Source organism: Achromobacter xylosoxidans (assembly GCF_002192695.1).
Lineage (GTDB): Bacteria > Pseudomonadota > Gammaproteobacteria > Burkholderiales > Burkholderiaceae_B > Achromobacter > Achromobacter xylosoxidans_C.
In genome coordinates this window covers 318,003-333,016 of sequence record NZ_MTLG01000075.1, presented here as the reverse complement: position 1 = coordinate 333,016, position 15,014 = coordinate 318,003, and the positions used below count along the sequence as shown (strand labels likewise).

The 15,014-nt window shown below is 68.4% G+C and carries 16 protein-coding genes; 6 read left to right on the top strand and 10 right to left on the bottom strand.

The features are described 5' to 3' along the window. Nucleotides 1-10: 10 nt before the first annotated feature. Genes BRO63_RS15745 through BRO63_RS15735 form a run of 3 tightly spaced genes read right to left on the bottom strand, consistent with a single transcriptional unit; the run spans nucleotide 11 to nucleotide 3,193 of the window. Nucleotides 11-745 carry an aspartate/glutamate racemase family protein gene (locus BRO63_RS15745; RefSeq protein WP_088140656.1) on the bottom strand — a complete coding sequence of 245 codons (735 nt, stop codon included), beginning with the start codon at nucleotides 743-745 and terminating at the stop codon, nucleotides 11-13. A 1-nt stretch (nucleotide 746) separates the two neighbouring features. Then, on the bottom strand, nucleotides 747-2,213 hold the full coding sequence (locus BRO63_RS15740) for an N-acyl-D-amino-acid deacylase family protein (RefSeq protein WP_088140655.1): 1,467 nt from the start codon (nucleotides 2,211-2,213) through the stop codon (nucleotides 747-749). A gap of 2 nt (nucleotides 2,214-2,215) precedes the next feature. Beyond that, on the bottom strand, nucleotides 2,216-3,193 hold the full coding sequence (locus BRO63_RS15735; RefSeq protein ID WP_088140654.1) for a Bug family tripartite tricarboxylate transporter substrate binding protein: 978 nt from the start codon (nucleotides 3,191-3,193) through the stop codon (nucleotides 2,216-2,218). Nucleotides 3,194-3,326: 133 nt separating this feature from the next. Between BRO63_RS15735 and BRO63_RS15730 the strand changes: the two genes are divergently transcribed. Next, the gene (locus BRO63_RS15730) at nucleotides 3,327-4,298 is read left to right on the top strand and encodes a LysR family transcriptional regulator (protein ID WP_088140653.1); all 972 of its coding nucleotides are present in this window, start codon (nucleotides 3,327-3,329) and stop codon (nucleotides 4,296-4,298) included. A gap of 35 nt (nucleotides 4,299-4,333) precedes the next feature. Here BRO63_RS15730 and BRO63_RS15725 read toward each other — a convergent pair whose 3' ends face one another. Further along, nucleotides 4,334-4,945, bottom strand: coding sequence for a glutathione S-transferase family protein (locus BRO63_RS15725; RefSeq protein WP_088140652.1), 612 nt, complete (start codon nucleotides 4,943-4,945; stop codon nucleotides 4,334-4,336). A gap of 80 nt (nucleotides 4,946-5,025) precedes the next feature. Here BRO63_RS15725 and BRO63_RS15720 point away from each other — a divergent pair, with 80 nt between their 5' ends. Both BRO63_RS15720 and BRO63_RS15715 read left to right on the top strand, forming a co-directional pair. Next, nucleotides 5,026-6,180 (top strand): PQQ-dependent sugar dehydrogenase, encoded by a 1,155-nt coding sequence (locus BRO63_RS15720; RefSeq protein WP_088140651.1) that lies wholly within the window; start codon nucleotides 5,026-5,028, stop codon nucleotides 6,178-6,180. Between the two features lie 5 nt (nucleotides 6,181-6,185). Beyond that, entirely contained in the window at nucleotides 6,186-6,824 is a 639-nt protein-coding gene (locus BRO63_RS15715; RefSeq protein ID WP_088140780.1) for a glutathione S-transferase family protein, read from the top strand. A 7-nt stretch (nucleotides 6,825-6,831) separates the two neighbouring features. On the opposite strand, the gene BRO63_RS15710 is transcribed toward BRO63_RS15715, so the two are convergent. Both BRO63_RS15710 and BRO63_RS15705 read right to left on the bottom strand, forming a co-directional pair. Next, nucleotides 6,832-7,746, bottom strand: a complete 915-nt coding sequence (locus tag BRO63_RS15710) for a DMT family transporter (RefSeq protein ID WP_088140650.1) — start codon at nucleotides 7,744-7,746, stop codon at nucleotides 6,832-6,834. Between the two features lie 65 nt (nucleotides 7,747-7,811). Further along, nucleotides 7,812-8,189, bottom strand: coding sequence for a DUF423 domain-containing protein (locus BRO63_RS15705; protein WP_088140649.1), 378 nt, complete (start codon nucleotides 8,187-8,189; stop codon nucleotides 7,812-7,814). 195 nt (nucleotides 8,190-8,384) lie between these two features. Between BRO63_RS15705 and parS the strand changes: the two genes are divergently transcribed. Next, a complete protein-coding gene (parS, locus tag BRO63_RS15700; RefSeq protein WP_013393935.1) occupies nucleotides 8,385-8,852 on the top strand; it encodes a type II RES/Xre toxin-antitoxin system antitoxin in 468 nt (155 codons plus the stop codon). After that, complete coding sequence (locus BRO63_RS15695) at nucleotides 8,849-9,364, top strand: RES family NAD+ phosphorylase (RefSeq protein WP_088140648.1); 516 nt, start codon at nucleotides 8,849-8,851, stop codon at nucleotides 9,362-9,364. Before parS ends, BRO63_RS15695 begins: the two co-directional genes overlap by 4 nt. 2 nt (nucleotides 9,365-9,366) lie before the next feature. Here the strand turns inward: BRO63_RS15695 and BRO63_RS15690 are convergent, their stop codons facing one another. Then, on the bottom strand, nucleotides 9,367-10,425 hold the full coding sequence (locus BRO63_RS15690; RefSeq protein ID WP_088140647.1) for an alcohol dehydrogenase: 1,059 nt from the start codon (nucleotides 10,423-10,425) through the stop codon (nucleotides 9,367-9,369). 61 nt (nucleotides 10,426-10,486) lie between these two features. Next, nucleotides 10,487-11,695: an ABC transporter substrate-binding protein gene (locus BRO63_RS15685; RefSeq protein ID WP_088140646.1), complete on the bottom strand. Its 1,209-nt coding sequence runs from the start codon at nucleotides 11,693-11,695 to the stop codon at nucleotides 10,487-10,489. A gap of 231 nt (nucleotides 11,696-11,926) precedes the next feature. On the opposite strand from BRO63_RS15685, the gene BRO63_RS15680 reads away from it, so the two are divergent. Continuing rightward, nucleotides 11,927-12,667 carry an IclR family transcriptional regulator gene (locus BRO63_RS15680; protein ID WP_088140645.1) on the top strand — a complete coding sequence of 247 codons (741 nt, stop codon included), beginning with the start codon at nucleotides 11,927-11,929 and terminating at the stop codon, nucleotides 12,665-12,667. Nucleotides 12,668-12,742: 75 nt separating this feature from the next. Here the strand turns inward: BRO63_RS15680 and rocF are convergent, their stop codons facing one another. Together rocF and rocD are read right to left on the bottom strand one after the other, a co-directional pair. Further along, nucleotides 12,743-13,681 carry an arginase gene (gene rocF / locus BRO63_RS15675; protein WP_088140644.1) on the bottom strand — a complete coding sequence of 313 codons (939 nt, stop codon included), beginning with the start codon at nucleotides 13,679-13,681 and terminating at the stop codon, nucleotides 12,743-12,745. Nucleotides 13,682-13,703: 22 nt separating this feature from the next. After that, complete coding sequence (gene rocD, locus BRO63_RS15670; protein WP_088140643.1) at nucleotides 13,704-14,939, bottom strand: ornithine--oxo-acid transaminase; 1,236 nt, start codon at nucleotides 14,937-14,939, stop codon at nucleotides 13,704-13,706. Between the last annotated feature and the right edge of the window lie 75 nt (nucleotides 14,940-15,014).

The window sequence follows — 15,014 nt, the reverse complement described above, 5'->3', positions numbered from 1 at the left end:
ACCCGCGGGCTCAGGCCGCCAGCAGCTGTTCGGCCTGGTAGTGGGCGATTGCGGCGCGCGCCAGCGCGTCGATGGAATCCGTCAAGGTCACGCCCAGGCTGGGGCGCAGCGCGTGCGGCACGGCCAGCGGCAGTTCGGTGCAGCCCAGCACCACGGCGTCCGCGCCGCGCGCCTTGAGGCGGGCGATGCATTCGGCGGCCGGCGCGTAGGCGTCTTCCAGGCGGTTGGCCTTGACCGCGCGGATCGAACCCATGCAATAGCGTTCGACTTCGTCGTCGTCCGGCACGATGCATTCGTAGCCTTGCGCTTCCAGATGCTGCTGGTAGAGGCCCAGCTTGAGCGTGGCGGCAGTGCCCATCAGGCCGATGCGGCCGGCGGGCAGGCCCAGGCGGCGCAGGTCGTCGATGACGGCCTGGATGATGTGCAGCACGGGCAGGTCGGTGGACGCGGCGATCTGGTCGTACCAGAGATGGGCCGTGTTGCACGGGATGGCGATGAGCTGCGCGCCGGCGTTCTGCAGGAAGCGCACGCCTTCCTGCATGTAGGGCAGGGGATTCTCGCCGCCGGCCATGTAGGCGCTGGAACGGTCCGGAATGCGAGGGTCGTTGCGCAGCAGCGTGGGGATGTGCTGCTGGTCGATCGCGGCGGGCGTCAGCGCCGCCAGGCGCAGGGCAAAGGCGGCGCCCGCCATGGGGCCCATGCCGCCCAATACACCCAGGTAACAACCCTGGGAATAGCTGTTCACGTTATTGACTCCGAGGTAATGCCGTCCCGGGCGTCAAGACGTGGCCCGGGCGTTCGGCGCCGGTTCGTTTCCCGTCCCAGACCTGCCTGCCATTGACCCAAACCGCATGGATGCCCTGGCTTGCCTGAATGGGAGCTGAAAAAGTGGCCACATCTGTCACCGTGGCGGGATCGAACAGCACCAGGTCAGCATGATACCCCTCCCGCAACAGGCCGCGCCCGGCGATGCCGTATTGGTCCGCGGCGAGGCCGGTCATCTTGTGGATGGCGGTTTCCAGCGTCAGCAGGCCTTGTTCGCGCACCATGGCGCGCAGCACGTTGGTGAAGGTGCCCCATTGGCGAGGATGCGGATGCGGGTCGAAGGGCAGGCCGTCGGAGCCCACCATGGTCAGCGGATGCGAGAAGATGCGGCCGACGTCGGCCGGATCCATCAGGAAATAGATGGCGCCAGCGGGCGCAAGCCGTGCGATGGCGGCTTCGTCGTCCAGGCCCAGTTCCGCCATGACTACGCTGAAGTCGCGGCCGGTGGCCTCGGGGTAGCCCTTGGACCAGGTGATCATGGTGCGGCTGGCCAGCCGCGCGCGGTCCAGCCGCAGCATGGTGGAAGTCGCGGGGTAGGGATGGCAATCCAGGCACACCGCCTGGGTGGTGGCGGCGCGGCTGATCAGGTCCAGGGTTTCGCGGCTGCGGCCATGGTTGCGTTCGCCCGCCAGCTTGTGGTGCGAGAACACCACGCGGCAATCGAGTTCGCGGCCGATCAGCAGCGCTTCTTCCATGGCCGGGACGATGTGGTCGGCTTCGTCGCGCAGATGGGTGGCGTAGACGCCAGGACGGCCGCGCAGCGGCGCGCAGACGTCGATGATCTCGTCGGTGGGCGCGGCGCTGGCCGGGGGATAGAAGGTGCCGGTGGAGACGCCAAAGGCGCCCGCGTCCAGTGCCTCTTGCAGCAGCGCGCGCATGGCGGCGCGTTCGTTGGCGTCGGCGGCGCGCGAGGTGTCGTCCATGACCGCGACGCGCAACGTGGTGTGGCCGACCAGCGGCGCCACGTTGACCGCGGCGGGCGTGGCGCGCAGTGCGTCCGTCCAGGCGCGGAAGGTGCCGAAACGGAACAGCTCGGCCGGACCCAGCAGATCCAGCGGCTGCGGGATGGCGGTGCCCGCCAACGGCGCCAGGCTGATGCCGCAATTGCCGGTGACCACGGTGGTGATGCCCTGCGAGACCTTGGGCAGCATGTCCGGGTGCGCCAGCAGGTAGCCGTCGTCGTGGGTATGGGAATCGATGAAGCCGGGCGCCAGCGCCAGGCCGGCGGCATCGATGACCGGGATGCCAGCGGGGTGGGCGAATTCGCCCACCGCCGCGATGCGGCCGTCATGCACCGCGAGGTCGCCCTGGCGGACGGGCCCGCCGGTGCCGTCGACGAGCGTGGCGCCCGCCACGATGAAGTCTGCTTGCAGCATGCGCGCGCTCATGTTCAGTCGAGTTTCTCGATGCCGGCGCCATCGATGATCTGTTGCCACTTGGCGGTTTCGCGGTCGATCAGCTGCTTGAACTCGGCGGGCGAGCCGCTGGCCGGTTCCGCGCCCAGCGTGGCCAGGCCGGTGCGGACCTCGGGCGCCTGCAGCGCCTTCTGGATGGCGGCGTTCAGCGTGGCGACCACCTCGGGCGGCGTGCCCTTGGGCGCGACCACGCCGCCCCAGGCCACGGTTTCATAGCCCTTCAGGCCGGCTTCGTCCAGCGTGGGCACGTCGGGCATCAGCGCCAGACGCTTCAGGCTGCTCACGCCGATGGCGCGCACCTTGCCGCTCTTGACCAGCGGGGTCGCTTCCGAGGTGTTGACGAACAGGTAGTCCAGGCGGCCGCCCAGCAGGTCCTGGATGGCGGCGGGCCCGCCGTTGTACGGGATGAACATGACGTTGACCTTTGCCATGCTCTTGAACAGTTCGCCGCCCATGTGGCCGGTGGTGCCCACGCCCGATGCGCCGTAGGACAGGCGGCCGGGTTCCTTGCGGGCGCGGTCGATCAGGTCCTGCACGCTCTTGATGGGCGAGTCGGCCGGCACGATCAGCGCGTTGTACAGGTCGAACAGATGGGCCACGGGCGTCAGGTCCGCGTCCACGTCGTAGGGCAGGCGCTTGAACAGCGACCGGTTCACGGCCAGCGTGTTGATGTTGCCGTAGCCGACGGTGTAGCCGTCGGGCGCGGCGCGCTTGACCAGGGCGATGCCGATGTTGCCGGCGGCGCCGGGGCGGTTTTCGACCACCACCGTGGCGCCGGTGTCGCGCGCCAGCTGCGTCGTGATCAGGCGCGACAGCACGTCGGGCGAGCCGCCGGCGGCGGACGGCACCACGAAGGTGATGGGCTTGTCGGGATAGGCGCCGGCGGTGGCGGTGGCCGACATGGCGGCGCCCAGCGCCAGCGCGGAAAGGCCGCGGAAGAGTTTGCTGCGCATGGTGGATTTCCCCTGGTTTTCTAGTGTTGAGGCCGGCAGGTTACACCCCGGGTCGGCGCAGGCCCTCATCGAAAAATGTCGAAAACCTATAATCGGGCGTTATCGGTTTGGCGCTGATTCGCCAGGGGAAAAAATGGATGAGCATGCCTACGCGGACGAGGTTGGACCCACTGCCGGCCGGCCTTTGAACCTGCGCCAGATCGAGGTGTTCCGGGCCATCATGATGGCCGGATCGATCAGCGGCGCGGGCCGCATGCTGCATGTGTCGCAGCCCGCCGTCAGCCGCGTGCTGGCGCTGACCGAAAGCCGCCTGGGCTACAAGCTGTTCGAGCGCGTGAAGAGCCGGCTGTCGCCCACCGCCGAGGCGCGGCGGCTGTACGCGGAAGTGGAACAGGTCTACGGCGGCATCCAGCGCGTGAACGACCTGGCCGCCAGCCTGGGGCAGTCGGGCGCGGGCATGCTCAAGATCGTGGCCAGCGCCAGTTTCGGGCAGCGCCTCATTCCCATGGCGCTCGACCGTTTCCGCGGCCGCAACGCGGACGCGCGCGTCGATTACCGCAGCGTGACCTTCGACGAACTGGCGGCGTACTTCCTGTCGGGCCAGGCGGACATAGGCGTTTCGATGCAGCCGCCCGACCATCCCAATCTGCGGTCGGTGCTGCTCGCGCGGGTGCCCATCATTTGCGCGCTGCCCGCCGGCCATCCGCTGGCGGCGCGCGAGGCGGTGCGGCCGGAGGATTTCAATACGGCGGCCTGGATCGGCTATCCGCGCGATACGCCGCTGGCGCGCGCGCTCAAGCCGTTTTTCGGCGTAGGGCCGGCCTGCGCGGCGGCGGTGGAGGTGCATTCTCCCGTGACCGCGTGTTCATTCGTGCAGCAGGGCCTGGGGCCCGCCCTGGTGGACGCCTGGTGCGTGACGCCGGACCAGGCCGCGCACATGGCCTTGCGCCCGATATCGCCGCCGGCCAGCGTGGAGATCTGGGCCACGCATTCGAATCTGAGCGCGCCGCCCTTGCTGGCACGGCGCTTTCTGGCAGCGGTCAAGAAGACGCTGGAAGAGGGCGCGCCGCCGGATCTGGCAGAGGCGCCGGAGGCTTCCCGCTGAGGGCTTGCGCCTGTGCGCGCAAGCCCCTGAAGACCTTACAGGCCTTCGGCCTTCAAAGCGGCCTGGACGCCCTTGTCGGCTTCCATGCGCTTGAAGAAGGCGGCCAGGTTGTCCAGGCCCGACAGGTTCACTTCCTTGCCATGCGCCCAGCGCAGCACCACGTACAGGTAGGCGTCGGCGATCGAGGGCGTGTCGCCCGTCAGGTAGGACTTGCCGGCCAGTTGCCCGTCCAGCTGCGCGAACAGCTTGCTCAGCAGCGCGGAGGCGGAGGCGGCCAGTTCCTTCTGCGCGGCCTCGTCGCCCAGGAAACGCGGGGCGCCGAAGATCATCGAAAAGGTCTTGTGGATGTCCGAGTTGATGAAGCCGAGCCAGCGGCGCACTTCGGCGCGCGAGCGGGGCGTGCCGTCGCCCAGCAGCTTCAGTTCCGGCGCGTGTTCAGCCAGGTATTCGAGGATCGCGGCGTTCTGCGTCACGGTCCAGCCGTCGTGCGCCAGCGCGGGCACGGCGCCCAGCGGGTTGACCTTCAGGAACTCCGGGCCATTGAGCTCGTCGCGGCTCAGCTTGTGCGTTTCGTAGGGTTTGCCGATCCATTCCAGAACGATGTGGGAAGCGAGCGAGCACGCGCCGGGCATGTAGTACAGTTTCATCAGATGGGGTCTCCTGAGAGCAAGGACGGGGATCTCCGTTGCTGGCCGATATGGTACGCCACCCGTTGCCGGAGATGCCCATGCCGTCACGTCCCGCCGCGATCACGCGCGCGCTGTTCCTGTCGTTCTCTTTGTGCTTGGCGCTGCCCGCATTTGCGCAGCCGGGGCCTGAACCCGCATCGGTCCCGGCCCGCGTCACGGCCGTGGTGGGCGGTCTCAATCATCCCTGGGCCATGGCTTTTCTGCCCGAAGGCGGCGTGCTCATTACCGAGCGTCCAGGCAGCCTCAGGCTGCTGCGCATCCCGGGCGGATTGTCCAAACCGCTGGCCGGCGTGCCCAAGGTTGCGGCGCAGGGCCAGGGCGGCCTGCTGGACGTGGCGCTGTCGCCGGACTTCGCGCGGGACCGGTATGTCTATCTGTCCTATGCCGAGGCCGACGGTTCGAAGAGCGGCACCGCCGTGGGCCGCGGCAAGCTGTCCGCCGACGGTTCGGCGCTGGAGGATTTCCGCGTGCTGTTCCGCCAGCAGCCCAAGCTGTCGTCGGGCCTGCACTACGGATCGCGGCTGGTGTTCGACGGCAAGGGCTATCTGTACATCTCGCTGGGCGAGAACAACCAGCGGCCCACCGCGCAGGACCTGGACAAGCTGCAAGGCAAGGTGGTGCGGCTGAAGGCCGACGGCTCGGTGCCGCCCGACAATCCCTTCGTCGGCCAGGCCGGCGCCCGGCCTGAGATCTGGTCCTACGGGCATCGCAATCCGCAAGGCATGGCGCTCAATCCCTGGAGCGGCCAGCTCTGGGAGAACGAACACGGGCCGCGCGGCGGCGATGAGATCAATCTGGTCCAGCGCGGCAAGAACTATGGCTGGCCGCTGGCCACCCGCGGCATCAATTACTCGGGCCAGCCCATCCCCGAAGCCCAGGGCGCGGACCTGGCCGGCATGGAGCCGCCGCTGTACTGGTGGCCCAAGTCGCCGGCCATCAGCGGCATGGCGTTCTACAACGCGGACCGGTTTGCGGCCTGGCGCAATTCCGTGTTCATCGGCGCGCTGGCCAACCAGAACCTGATCCGCCTGACCTTGGACGGCGACCGCGTGGTGGCCCAGGAGTGGCTGCTGGCGGATCGCAAGCAGCGGATACGCGACGTGCGGCTGGGGCCGGACGGCTATGTGTACGTGTTGACCGACGCCTCGCCTGGCGAGTTGCTGCGCCTGGCGCCGGCGGATTCCGGAGGATGAACGCCATGAAACCGTATGAGCTGATCGGGTCCGCGGGTTGCGGATCCGCCATCGTCGAGATGGCGCTGGTGCTGGCCAACGTGCCGCACACGCTGACGGACCTGCCGTACCTCAAGCCCTGCGCCGAGCGCGACCGCTTGCTGCAATTGAATCCGCTGGGGCAGGTGCCGACCCTGATCCTGCCGGACGGCGAGGTCATGACCGAGAGCGCGGCCATGATCCTGCATCTGAACGACGCGGCGCCCCAGGCCGGCCTGGCGCCCGCGGCCGACAAGCCGGAACGCGCGCACTTTCTCAATTTGCTGATCCGTCTGGTGGCGGCGGTCTATCCCACGTTCACGTACGGCGACGACCCGCCGCAATGGACCACCGCAGGCCCTGCGGCCGAACTGCTCAGGCAGCGCGTGCATACGCGGCGGGCGGAGATCTGGCAGGAACTGGAGCGCCAGGCCGGCGCGCCCCACATGCTGGGCCGGCGCTTTTCCGCGCTGGATCTGTACATCACCGTGATGACGCACTGGCGTCCCGGGCCGGCATGGTTCGCATCGGAGTGTCCGGCCCTGACGGCCGTGGCGCGCGAGGCGGCGCTGGAACCCAACGTGGCGCGGGTGTTGCGGCGGCATTTCCCGCCGCCCACGGAATAGCCGGGCCTCAGGCTTTGGCCGGCTTGCGGCTCCTGGACTTGGCGCGGGCTTCGCGCACGGCGATGTAGACGCCGCTGCCGGCGATGAAGAGCGAGCCCAGGTAGGCATAGGCATCCGGCGCCTCTTGCCAGAAGATCCAGCCCAGGACGGTGGCCCAGATCAGCCCGGTATAGTCGAAGGGCGCGACCACCGAGGCGGGCCCGATGCGGAATCCCTGGGTGATCAGCGCCAGGCCCAGTGTGCTGAACAGCGCCACCGCGCCGAAGTACGGCAGGTCGGCCGCCGCCGGCGGCTCCCAGACCAGGGGCAGGGCAACCGCGCTGCAGACCAGCTGGCCCAGCACGATGTAGAGCGTGGTCGTCAGCATGCCTTCGTTGCGGTTGATGCCGCGCGCCGTGATCATCATCACCCCATAGAGCATCGCGGTGACCAGCGGCAGCAGGGTTGCCGCCTGGAAGGTGTCGGCGCCCGGCCGCACCACGATCAGCACGCCGGCAAAGCCGGCCAGCACGGCCAGCCAGCGCTTGCCGTCCACGCGCTCTTTCAGGACCAGCACGGACAGCGCGGTCACGAACAAGGGCGCGGCGAAGGCGATGGCGGTGGCCTCGGCCAGCGGCAGCGTGCGCAGGCCCAGATAGAAGCAATAGGCCGACACCACGTTGATGGCGCCGCGCGCCAGGTGCAGGCCGGGATGGGCGGTGCGCAACACCCGGCGTCCGCCCAGCCACAGGGCCAGCCCGGCGACGAAGGGCAGCGCGATCAGCGCGCGCAGGAACAGGATCTGCAGCGGGTTGTAGTGGGCGCCCAGCCATTTAGCGTTGGCGTCGCTCAAGGTCAGGAAGAAGATGCCGCCCACCACACAGGCGATGCCTGCTGCGGCGGATTGGGTCTGGGCGGCGGGGAGTACGGAAGAGGTGGACATCTACAGCCTGGGAGGGCGGCGGTTCCGGCCGCCTGGAAGGGAAAGAAAGAGGGAAGGAAAGGGATTCAGCCCTGGGCGCGATAGGCCGCCAGCGCGACCATGGCCCATGCCGCCAGGAAGGCGACGCCGCCAAAAGGCGTGACGGCGCCCAGCCAGTGCGTGCCGGTCAAGGACAGCACATACAGGCTGCCGCAGAACAGCACGATGCCGACGAACATCACCACGCCGGCCGCCGACAGCAGGGACGAGCCGTAGCGCGCGCCCAGCAGCGCGACGACGAACAGACCCAGCGCATGGATCAGGTGATAGAGCACGCCGGTCTGCCAGACCGACAGCAGTTCCGGCGTGAGCATGCGCTTGAGGCCATGGGCGCCAAAGGCTCCCGCGCCCACCGCCACCATGAGATTCAACGCCGCGAGTATCGTCAGCTGCCGGTCCGTCATCGCCAGTCCTTATAAGTGTCTGATCAATCGTGTTACAGCCGCCTATGATATGCCCAAATCCGGCGCCGATCCGGAGGCATGGCATTGTTAGGGACGGATCTTGTGGCGGTGTTTCCAAATGGGATATCATGAATTCAATTTGGAATTCATGGTGCGTCCGCCGCCGTGGACGCCCAGACTTGCAGGAGCCAGGCCATGAGCGTAGCCGCCCTCGAAAAAACCCCCGCCAAGCGTCCGTCGCGCCATGCCGCGGCGCGCGCCAAGCAGTTGTTCCGCAGCCTGGTCGACAGCCCCCTGGTCGACATGGCGCGCGACGTGCGCCGCGGCCTGCCCGCGCAGATGGTGGACGACGCCGCCGACTACCTGCAGGTGCCCAAGTCTGAAATCATGGCCATCACCGAGGTCAAGGCGGCTTCGCTGTCGCGCTGGAGCCGTGAAGGCCTGATGCTGCCGCTGGGCGAATCCGACCGCCTGGCCCGCGTCGCGCGGGTGGCGCGGGTGGCGCGCCAGGTGCTGGGCAGCGACGAGGAGGCGGTCGCCTGGCTGAACACGCCGGTGCCCGCGCTGGGCAACGTCAAGCCGTTGTCTCTGCTGACGTCCGACGCCAGCAGCCGCATCGTCGAGGACACGCTGGCGCGCGCCGCGGCGGGCGTCTACGCATGACGGACGACAGCGTTTCGATCTGGCGTATCGGGACTACCGCAGGCAAATACCGCGCCGACGACCTGAGCGGGGCGGGCGCCGCGGCCGTGGGCGGGCGCTACAACAGTCCGGGCACGGCGGTGGTCTACGCCTCGGCCAGCGTGGCGCTGGCGGCGCTGGAAACGGTGGTGCACTTCGCGGCCCGCGCGTCCGAGCAGGCCAACCGCTATCTGATCGAGCTGGCGGTGCCGCGCGCCCTATACGAAGCCCGTCAGGCGCTGAGCCTGACGCAGTTGCACGAGGACTATCCGTTCTGGGACGCCGTGCCTTTCGCCGAAGCGTCTCAGGCGGTGGGCGACAACTGGGTGCAGTCCGGCGTGTCGGCGCTGCTGGAACTGCCCAGCGCCATCGTGCCTTACCGGGGCGTGCCGGACTGCAATTTCCTGATCAATCCGGCGCACCCCGACGCCGAGCATGTGGTGGTGGTGCGGCGCGAACGCTTCATCTACGATCCGCGCCTGCGACCCGCCTGACTTCAGTTGGTCAGCACCGCCCGACCCACTACCTTGCCGGCCCGCAACGAGGCCAGCACGCTGTCGGCTTCGGCCAACGCATGGCGATGCACGGGCATGGGCGGCACCTTGCCGGCCCGCACCAGTTCCATCAATTCCTGCAGCTCGGCCAGATTGCCGACGTAGCTGCCGATGATGGACAGCGCCTTCATGGGGATCATTGCGATCGGCCAGGACGATGCGCCGCCGAACAGTCCCACGATGATCAGCTTTCCGCCCTTGGTCAGGAAGTCGAAGGCCAGCGAAGTGGTGGCGGGCGCGCCGACCAGGTCGATGGCCGCCTGCGCGGGCTTGCCGCCGGCCGCCTTGATGATCTGCTGCGCGGCATCGGGCGCGGCGCCGTCGATGGCGGCGAGCGCGCCGGCTTCCAGCGCGGCCTGGCGCTTGGCCGGGTCGATGTCGACGACGATGGCGCCCGCGCCGCCCAGGGCCTTGATCAGCGTCAGGCTCATCAGGCCCAGGCCGCCCGCGCCGAAGATGACCACGGGATGCGAACGGTACACGTCGGCGCCGATCTTCTTCAGCGCCGAATAGGTGGTGAGCCCGGAGCAGGCGTAAGGCGCGATCTGCGCGGGATCCAGGTCGCCGATGTCGATCAGGTAGCGCGGGTGCGGCACCAGGATGTGGTCGGCGTAGCCGCCGGCGCGGTGCACGCCCAGGCAGGCGGGCGCGGAGCAATGGTTCTCCATGCCGGCCAGGCAAGGCGGGCAGTTGCCGCAGCCGATCCAGGGGTAGACCAGGTAATTGCGGTCGGAGGCCAGGCCTTGCGCCTCGGGTCCGGCCGCGACCACGGCGCCGACGGTTTCGTGGCCCATGGTCAGCGGCAGCGACACGCCGCGGTCCTTCAGCGACAGCGTGCGGCCCTGGCCCAGGTCGTAGCCGCCTTCCCACAAGTGGATATCGCTGTGGCAGACGCCAGCCGCGCGGACCTTCAGCAGCACCTGCGACCCTTGCGGCGTGGGGGTGGGCGGGTTCATTTCCTGCAGGGGCTCGCGGAAGTTCACGACGCAATAGCACTTCATGGGATGTCTCCTCCTGGGTGTTTTTACGGCCGGCCCGCAAGGCGAGCACGGCGTGGCTAGGCTATTTCTTTACAGTCGGGCATTCGCTGTCCGCCAGCGACACGAAGACCTTTTCGCCGGGCACCGTGGACAGGATGCGGTAGAAGTCGCCGGGGTACTTGGATTCGGCGGGCTTCTTCACTTCGACCAGATACAGGTCCATGATGACGCGGCCGTCTTCGGGACGCACCCGGGCATTCTTGATCAGTTTGGTGGTGATGGGCAACTCGCGCATCTTCTGGTTGACGGTTGCGCCGTCGAAGGTGCCGGCGGCCTGGGCGGCTTGCAGGTAGTGCGTGGTGGCGACGTAGCTCAGCGCCTGCACGATCGAAGGCGCGCGCGTCACGCCCATTTTTTTCTGCCAGCGCTGGGTCCAGGCCCGGGTGTCCTCGTCCGCGTCCCAGTAGAAGCCGGTGGGAAAGGTCAGACCCTGCGCCACGGGCAGGCCCATCGCCTGCACGTCGTTGATGAAGGTCAGGAAGGTCAGCATGCGCTGCTTGCCGCCGGTGAGCCCGAACTCCTGGGCCTGCTTGATCAGGTTGACCAGGTCGCCGCCGGCGCTGGCCAGGCCCACCACGTCGGCCTTGGAGGATTGCGCCTGCACCAGGAACGAGGCGAAGTCCAGCGCGCCCAGCGGATGGCGCGTGCTGCCCAGCACCTTGCCGCCCGCCTTGTCCACGAAGCGCGAGGCGTTGGCTTCCAGCGACTTGCCGAACACGTAATCGGTGGTGATGAAGTACCAGGACTTGCCGCCGCTTTCGACCACGCTCTTGACCACCGCATTGGCCAGGGCATAGGTGTCGGGCGCCCATTGGGTGCTGAGGTTGCTGCACTGCTTGCCGCTGAAGTCGCCCGCAAAGCCGCCGCTGATGAGCGCGGTCCCACCTTTTTCGCGCGCCACGCCCTGGGCGGCCAAGCCGGCGGAGCTGGCGCCGCCGTCCACCACGGCCACCAGGCCCTGCGTGTCGAACCAGCGGCGGACCAGGGCCGAGGCCACGTCCGCCTTGTTCTGGTTGTCCGCGCCTATGACTTCCACGGTCTTGCCGGCGACCTTGCCGCCGAAGTCCTCGACCGCCATGCGGACGGCCATTTCGGAGCCCAGCCCGCCCAGATCCGAATAGATCCCGGAACGGTCGTTGGACACGCCCAGGCGCACCACGTCGGATTGGGCTTGGGCCGCGCACGCGGCCAGCGAGGCGGCCAGCGCCGCCAACAGGGGTTTGATACGCATCTGCTTGCCTCCCGGCCCGTTGCGGGCCGAATTATCGGTTTGTCGTTGGGATGCTGTGTATCTGCTTGCGGCGCGCCAGTTCTCCATCTGGCCGAAAATTATTTCACATTGGTGAAAGAAAATTCTTGTGCAAGAATTTAGGTTCGCACATGTGAAAAGTCAACATAGTGGATTTCCCAAGCCGACGCGCGGCCGCGCGGGTTTGGGGAATGCCGCGCGAGGAGTCGGCGCATGGAAGTGAAGCTCGTCGCAAGAACGCTGCAACTGATCGAACTCTTCGCCCAGGAGCGGCGTCCGATGCCGCTGACCGAGCTGGCGCAGGGGCTGGGCGCGCCCATGTCCAGCTGCCTGGCGCTGGTGCGCACGCTGGTGGCGCGCGGTTATCTGTACGAGGTCCGGCGCCGCGCGGGCTATTACCCCACGCCCAAGCTGCAGGCCTTGAGCGGGCTGATCCAGTCGGGCGATCCGTGGATGGAGCGGGTGCGCCCGCAGCTCGCGGCGTTGCGCGACGCGGCCAATGAAACGGTGATGCTGGGCAAGATCCAGGACGGCGCGGTGCTGTTCCTGGACATGGCGGAATCCACGCACCCGGTGCACTATGCGACGCGGCCCGGCGTGCGGCGGCCTTTGCATACCAGCGCGGTGGCCAAGGCCATTCTTGCGCGCCTGGGGCCGGCCGAACGCGAGAGCATCCTCGCGGACGCCGAATACGAACGCTACACGGAGCGCACGCTGGTCACGCGCCAGGCGCTGCTGGATGAAGTCGAGCGGACGGCGGCCAGGGGCTGGGCCGAGAATGCCGGCGAAAGCGTGGCCGACCTGACCGGGCTGGCGGTGGCGCTGGACCTGGGCGGCGAATGGTACGCGCTGTGCATGGCGGGGCCCACGTCGCGGGTCGCCGAGAGGCGCGCAGAGAACCTGCGCTTGTTGACCGAGGCGGCGGAAACGATCCGCCTCGGCCGCGAAGGCTAGAGGCCGCACAAGGCTCCCGCCAACGGGGAGCCGGCGCGGGATCCGCGCGCCGCCGTCACGGCGCGCGGCGGCGGTTCAGGAGCCCCGGCGCATCAGCGTGGACTTGCCGAACAGGCTTTCGATCAGGTCCACCGCCAGTTCCGCGGTCTTGTTGCGCACGTCGAAGGCCGGGTTCAGCTCGACCACGTCCAGCGAGCGCATCAGGCCGGTGTCGGCGATCATTTCCATGCACAGCTGGGCTTCGCGGTAGGTGGGGCCGCCGGCGACGGTAGTGCCCACGCCCGGCGCGATTTCCGGGTCCAGGAAATCCACGTCGAAACTGACATGCAGATGGGTGTCGGCGTCCAGCCCGGCCAAGGCCGCTTCCATGGTGGCGCGCATGCCCATTTCGTCCAGGTAGCGCATGTCGAAGACTTCCAGGCCGGCCTCATGCACCAGGCGCTTTTCGCCTTGGTCCACGCTGCGGATGCCGATCTGCCGCACCCAGCCCGCCTCGATGTCGGGCGTCTGGCCGGACAGGCCGGTGATCTGCGCCGGACCGTAGCCGCACAGGCAGGCCACCGGCATGCCGTGGATGTTGCCGGTGGGCGTGAGCGCGTGGGTATTGAAGTCGGCATGGGCGTCGAGCCACAGCACGCGCAGCTTCTTGCCCGCGGCGCGGCAGTGGCGCGCGACGGCGCTGATCGAGCCTATGCCCAGGCAGTGGTCGCCGCCCAGCAGGATGGGCAGGCGGCCCTGGCTCAATTCCTCGTAGACGGCGTCGTGGACCGCGCGGTTCCAGGCGGCGACTTCCTCCAGGTGGCGGTAGCCGTCCACCGGCGGCAGCCAGGGATTGGCGGGGCCGTAGAGGTTGCCGCGGTCGGTCACCTGGAAGCCCTGGGCCTCGATGACCGGGCCCAGGTCCGCCACGCGCAGGGCTTCGGGCCCCATGGACGCGCCGCGCGCGCCGGCGCCGATGTCGGTGGGCGCGCCGATCAGGGTGATGTGGTGGGGCAGGTTGGCGGTGTTCTGCAAGTCGCGGACTCCGGTAGGGGCATCAAGTGGCGGATAGTACCGCGCTCAATTGGTCACAGGCCCAGTCGATCTGCTCGCGCGTCACGATCAGGGGCGGCGACAGGCGCAGCGTGTGGCCGTGCGTGTCCTTGACCAACATGCCGCGCGCCTGCAGGCGTTCGCACCACAGGCGCGCGCCGCCGGCGTCGGGTTCCAGTTCCACGGCCAGCATCAGGCCGCGTCCGCGCACTTCGCGTACCGGACCGGGCAGGGTGCGCAGGCGGTCCAGGAAGTAGGCGCCCATGGCCGCGGCGTTTTCGATCATGCCTTCCTCGGTCAGCACGCGCAGCGCCGCGCGCGCGATGGCGCAGGCCAGCGGGTTGCCGCCGAAGGTGCTGCCGTGCTGGCCGGGCTGGAATACGCCCAGCACGTCGGCGTTGGACAGCACCGCCGACACAGGGTAGAAGCCGCCGGACAGCGCCTTGCCGATCAGGGTGACGTCGGCTTCGATGCCTTCGTGCTCTTCGGCCAGCAGCTTGCCGGTACGGCCCAGGCCGGTCTGGATTTCGTCCAGGATCAGCGTGATGCCGCGTTCGGTGCAGCGCTGGCGCACCCGCGCGAAATAGCCCGGGGGCGGCAGCACCACGCCGGCTTCGCCCTGTATCGGCTCCACCAGGAAAGCCACCGTGTTGGGCGTGATGGCGGCGTCGAAAGCCGCGTAGTCGCCGAAGGGCACGATCTTGAAGCCCGGCGCGAACGGTCCATAGTGGCCATAGGCGTCGGGATCGGTCGAAAAGCCCACGATGCCCAGCGTGCGGCCATGGAAGTTGTTGGCGCAGACGATGATCTCGGCCTGGTTTTCCGGCACACCGCGCACTTCGTAGCCCCATTTGCGCACGGCCTTGATGGCGGTTTCCACGGCTTCCGCGCCGCTGTTCATGGGCAGGACCTTGTGCGCTCCGGTCAGGCGCGCCAGGTCTTCGTAGAACGGCGCCATCTGGTCGTGGCGGAAGGCGCGCGAGGTCAGCGTGAGCTTCTGCGCCTGCTCGGCCATCGCGGCCAGGATGGCGGGATGGCAATGCCCCTGGTTGACGGCGGAATAGGCCGACAGGCAATCCAGGTACTTGCGGCCGTCCACGTCGTAGAGCCAGACGCCGCTGCCGCGCGCGATGACCACGTCGAGGGGATGGTAGTTGTGCGCGCCGAGCTGGTCTTCGACGCGATCGCGGTGGCTGGCGGCGGCCTGCGCGCCCGGTTGGGTGTTCAATACCGCGCTCATGAGCGTCTCCCGAGGAGGTATTGCAGCCATCTTAGCGCCGCAAGCCGGTCCGCGACATTGCCATTGCGTGACAAA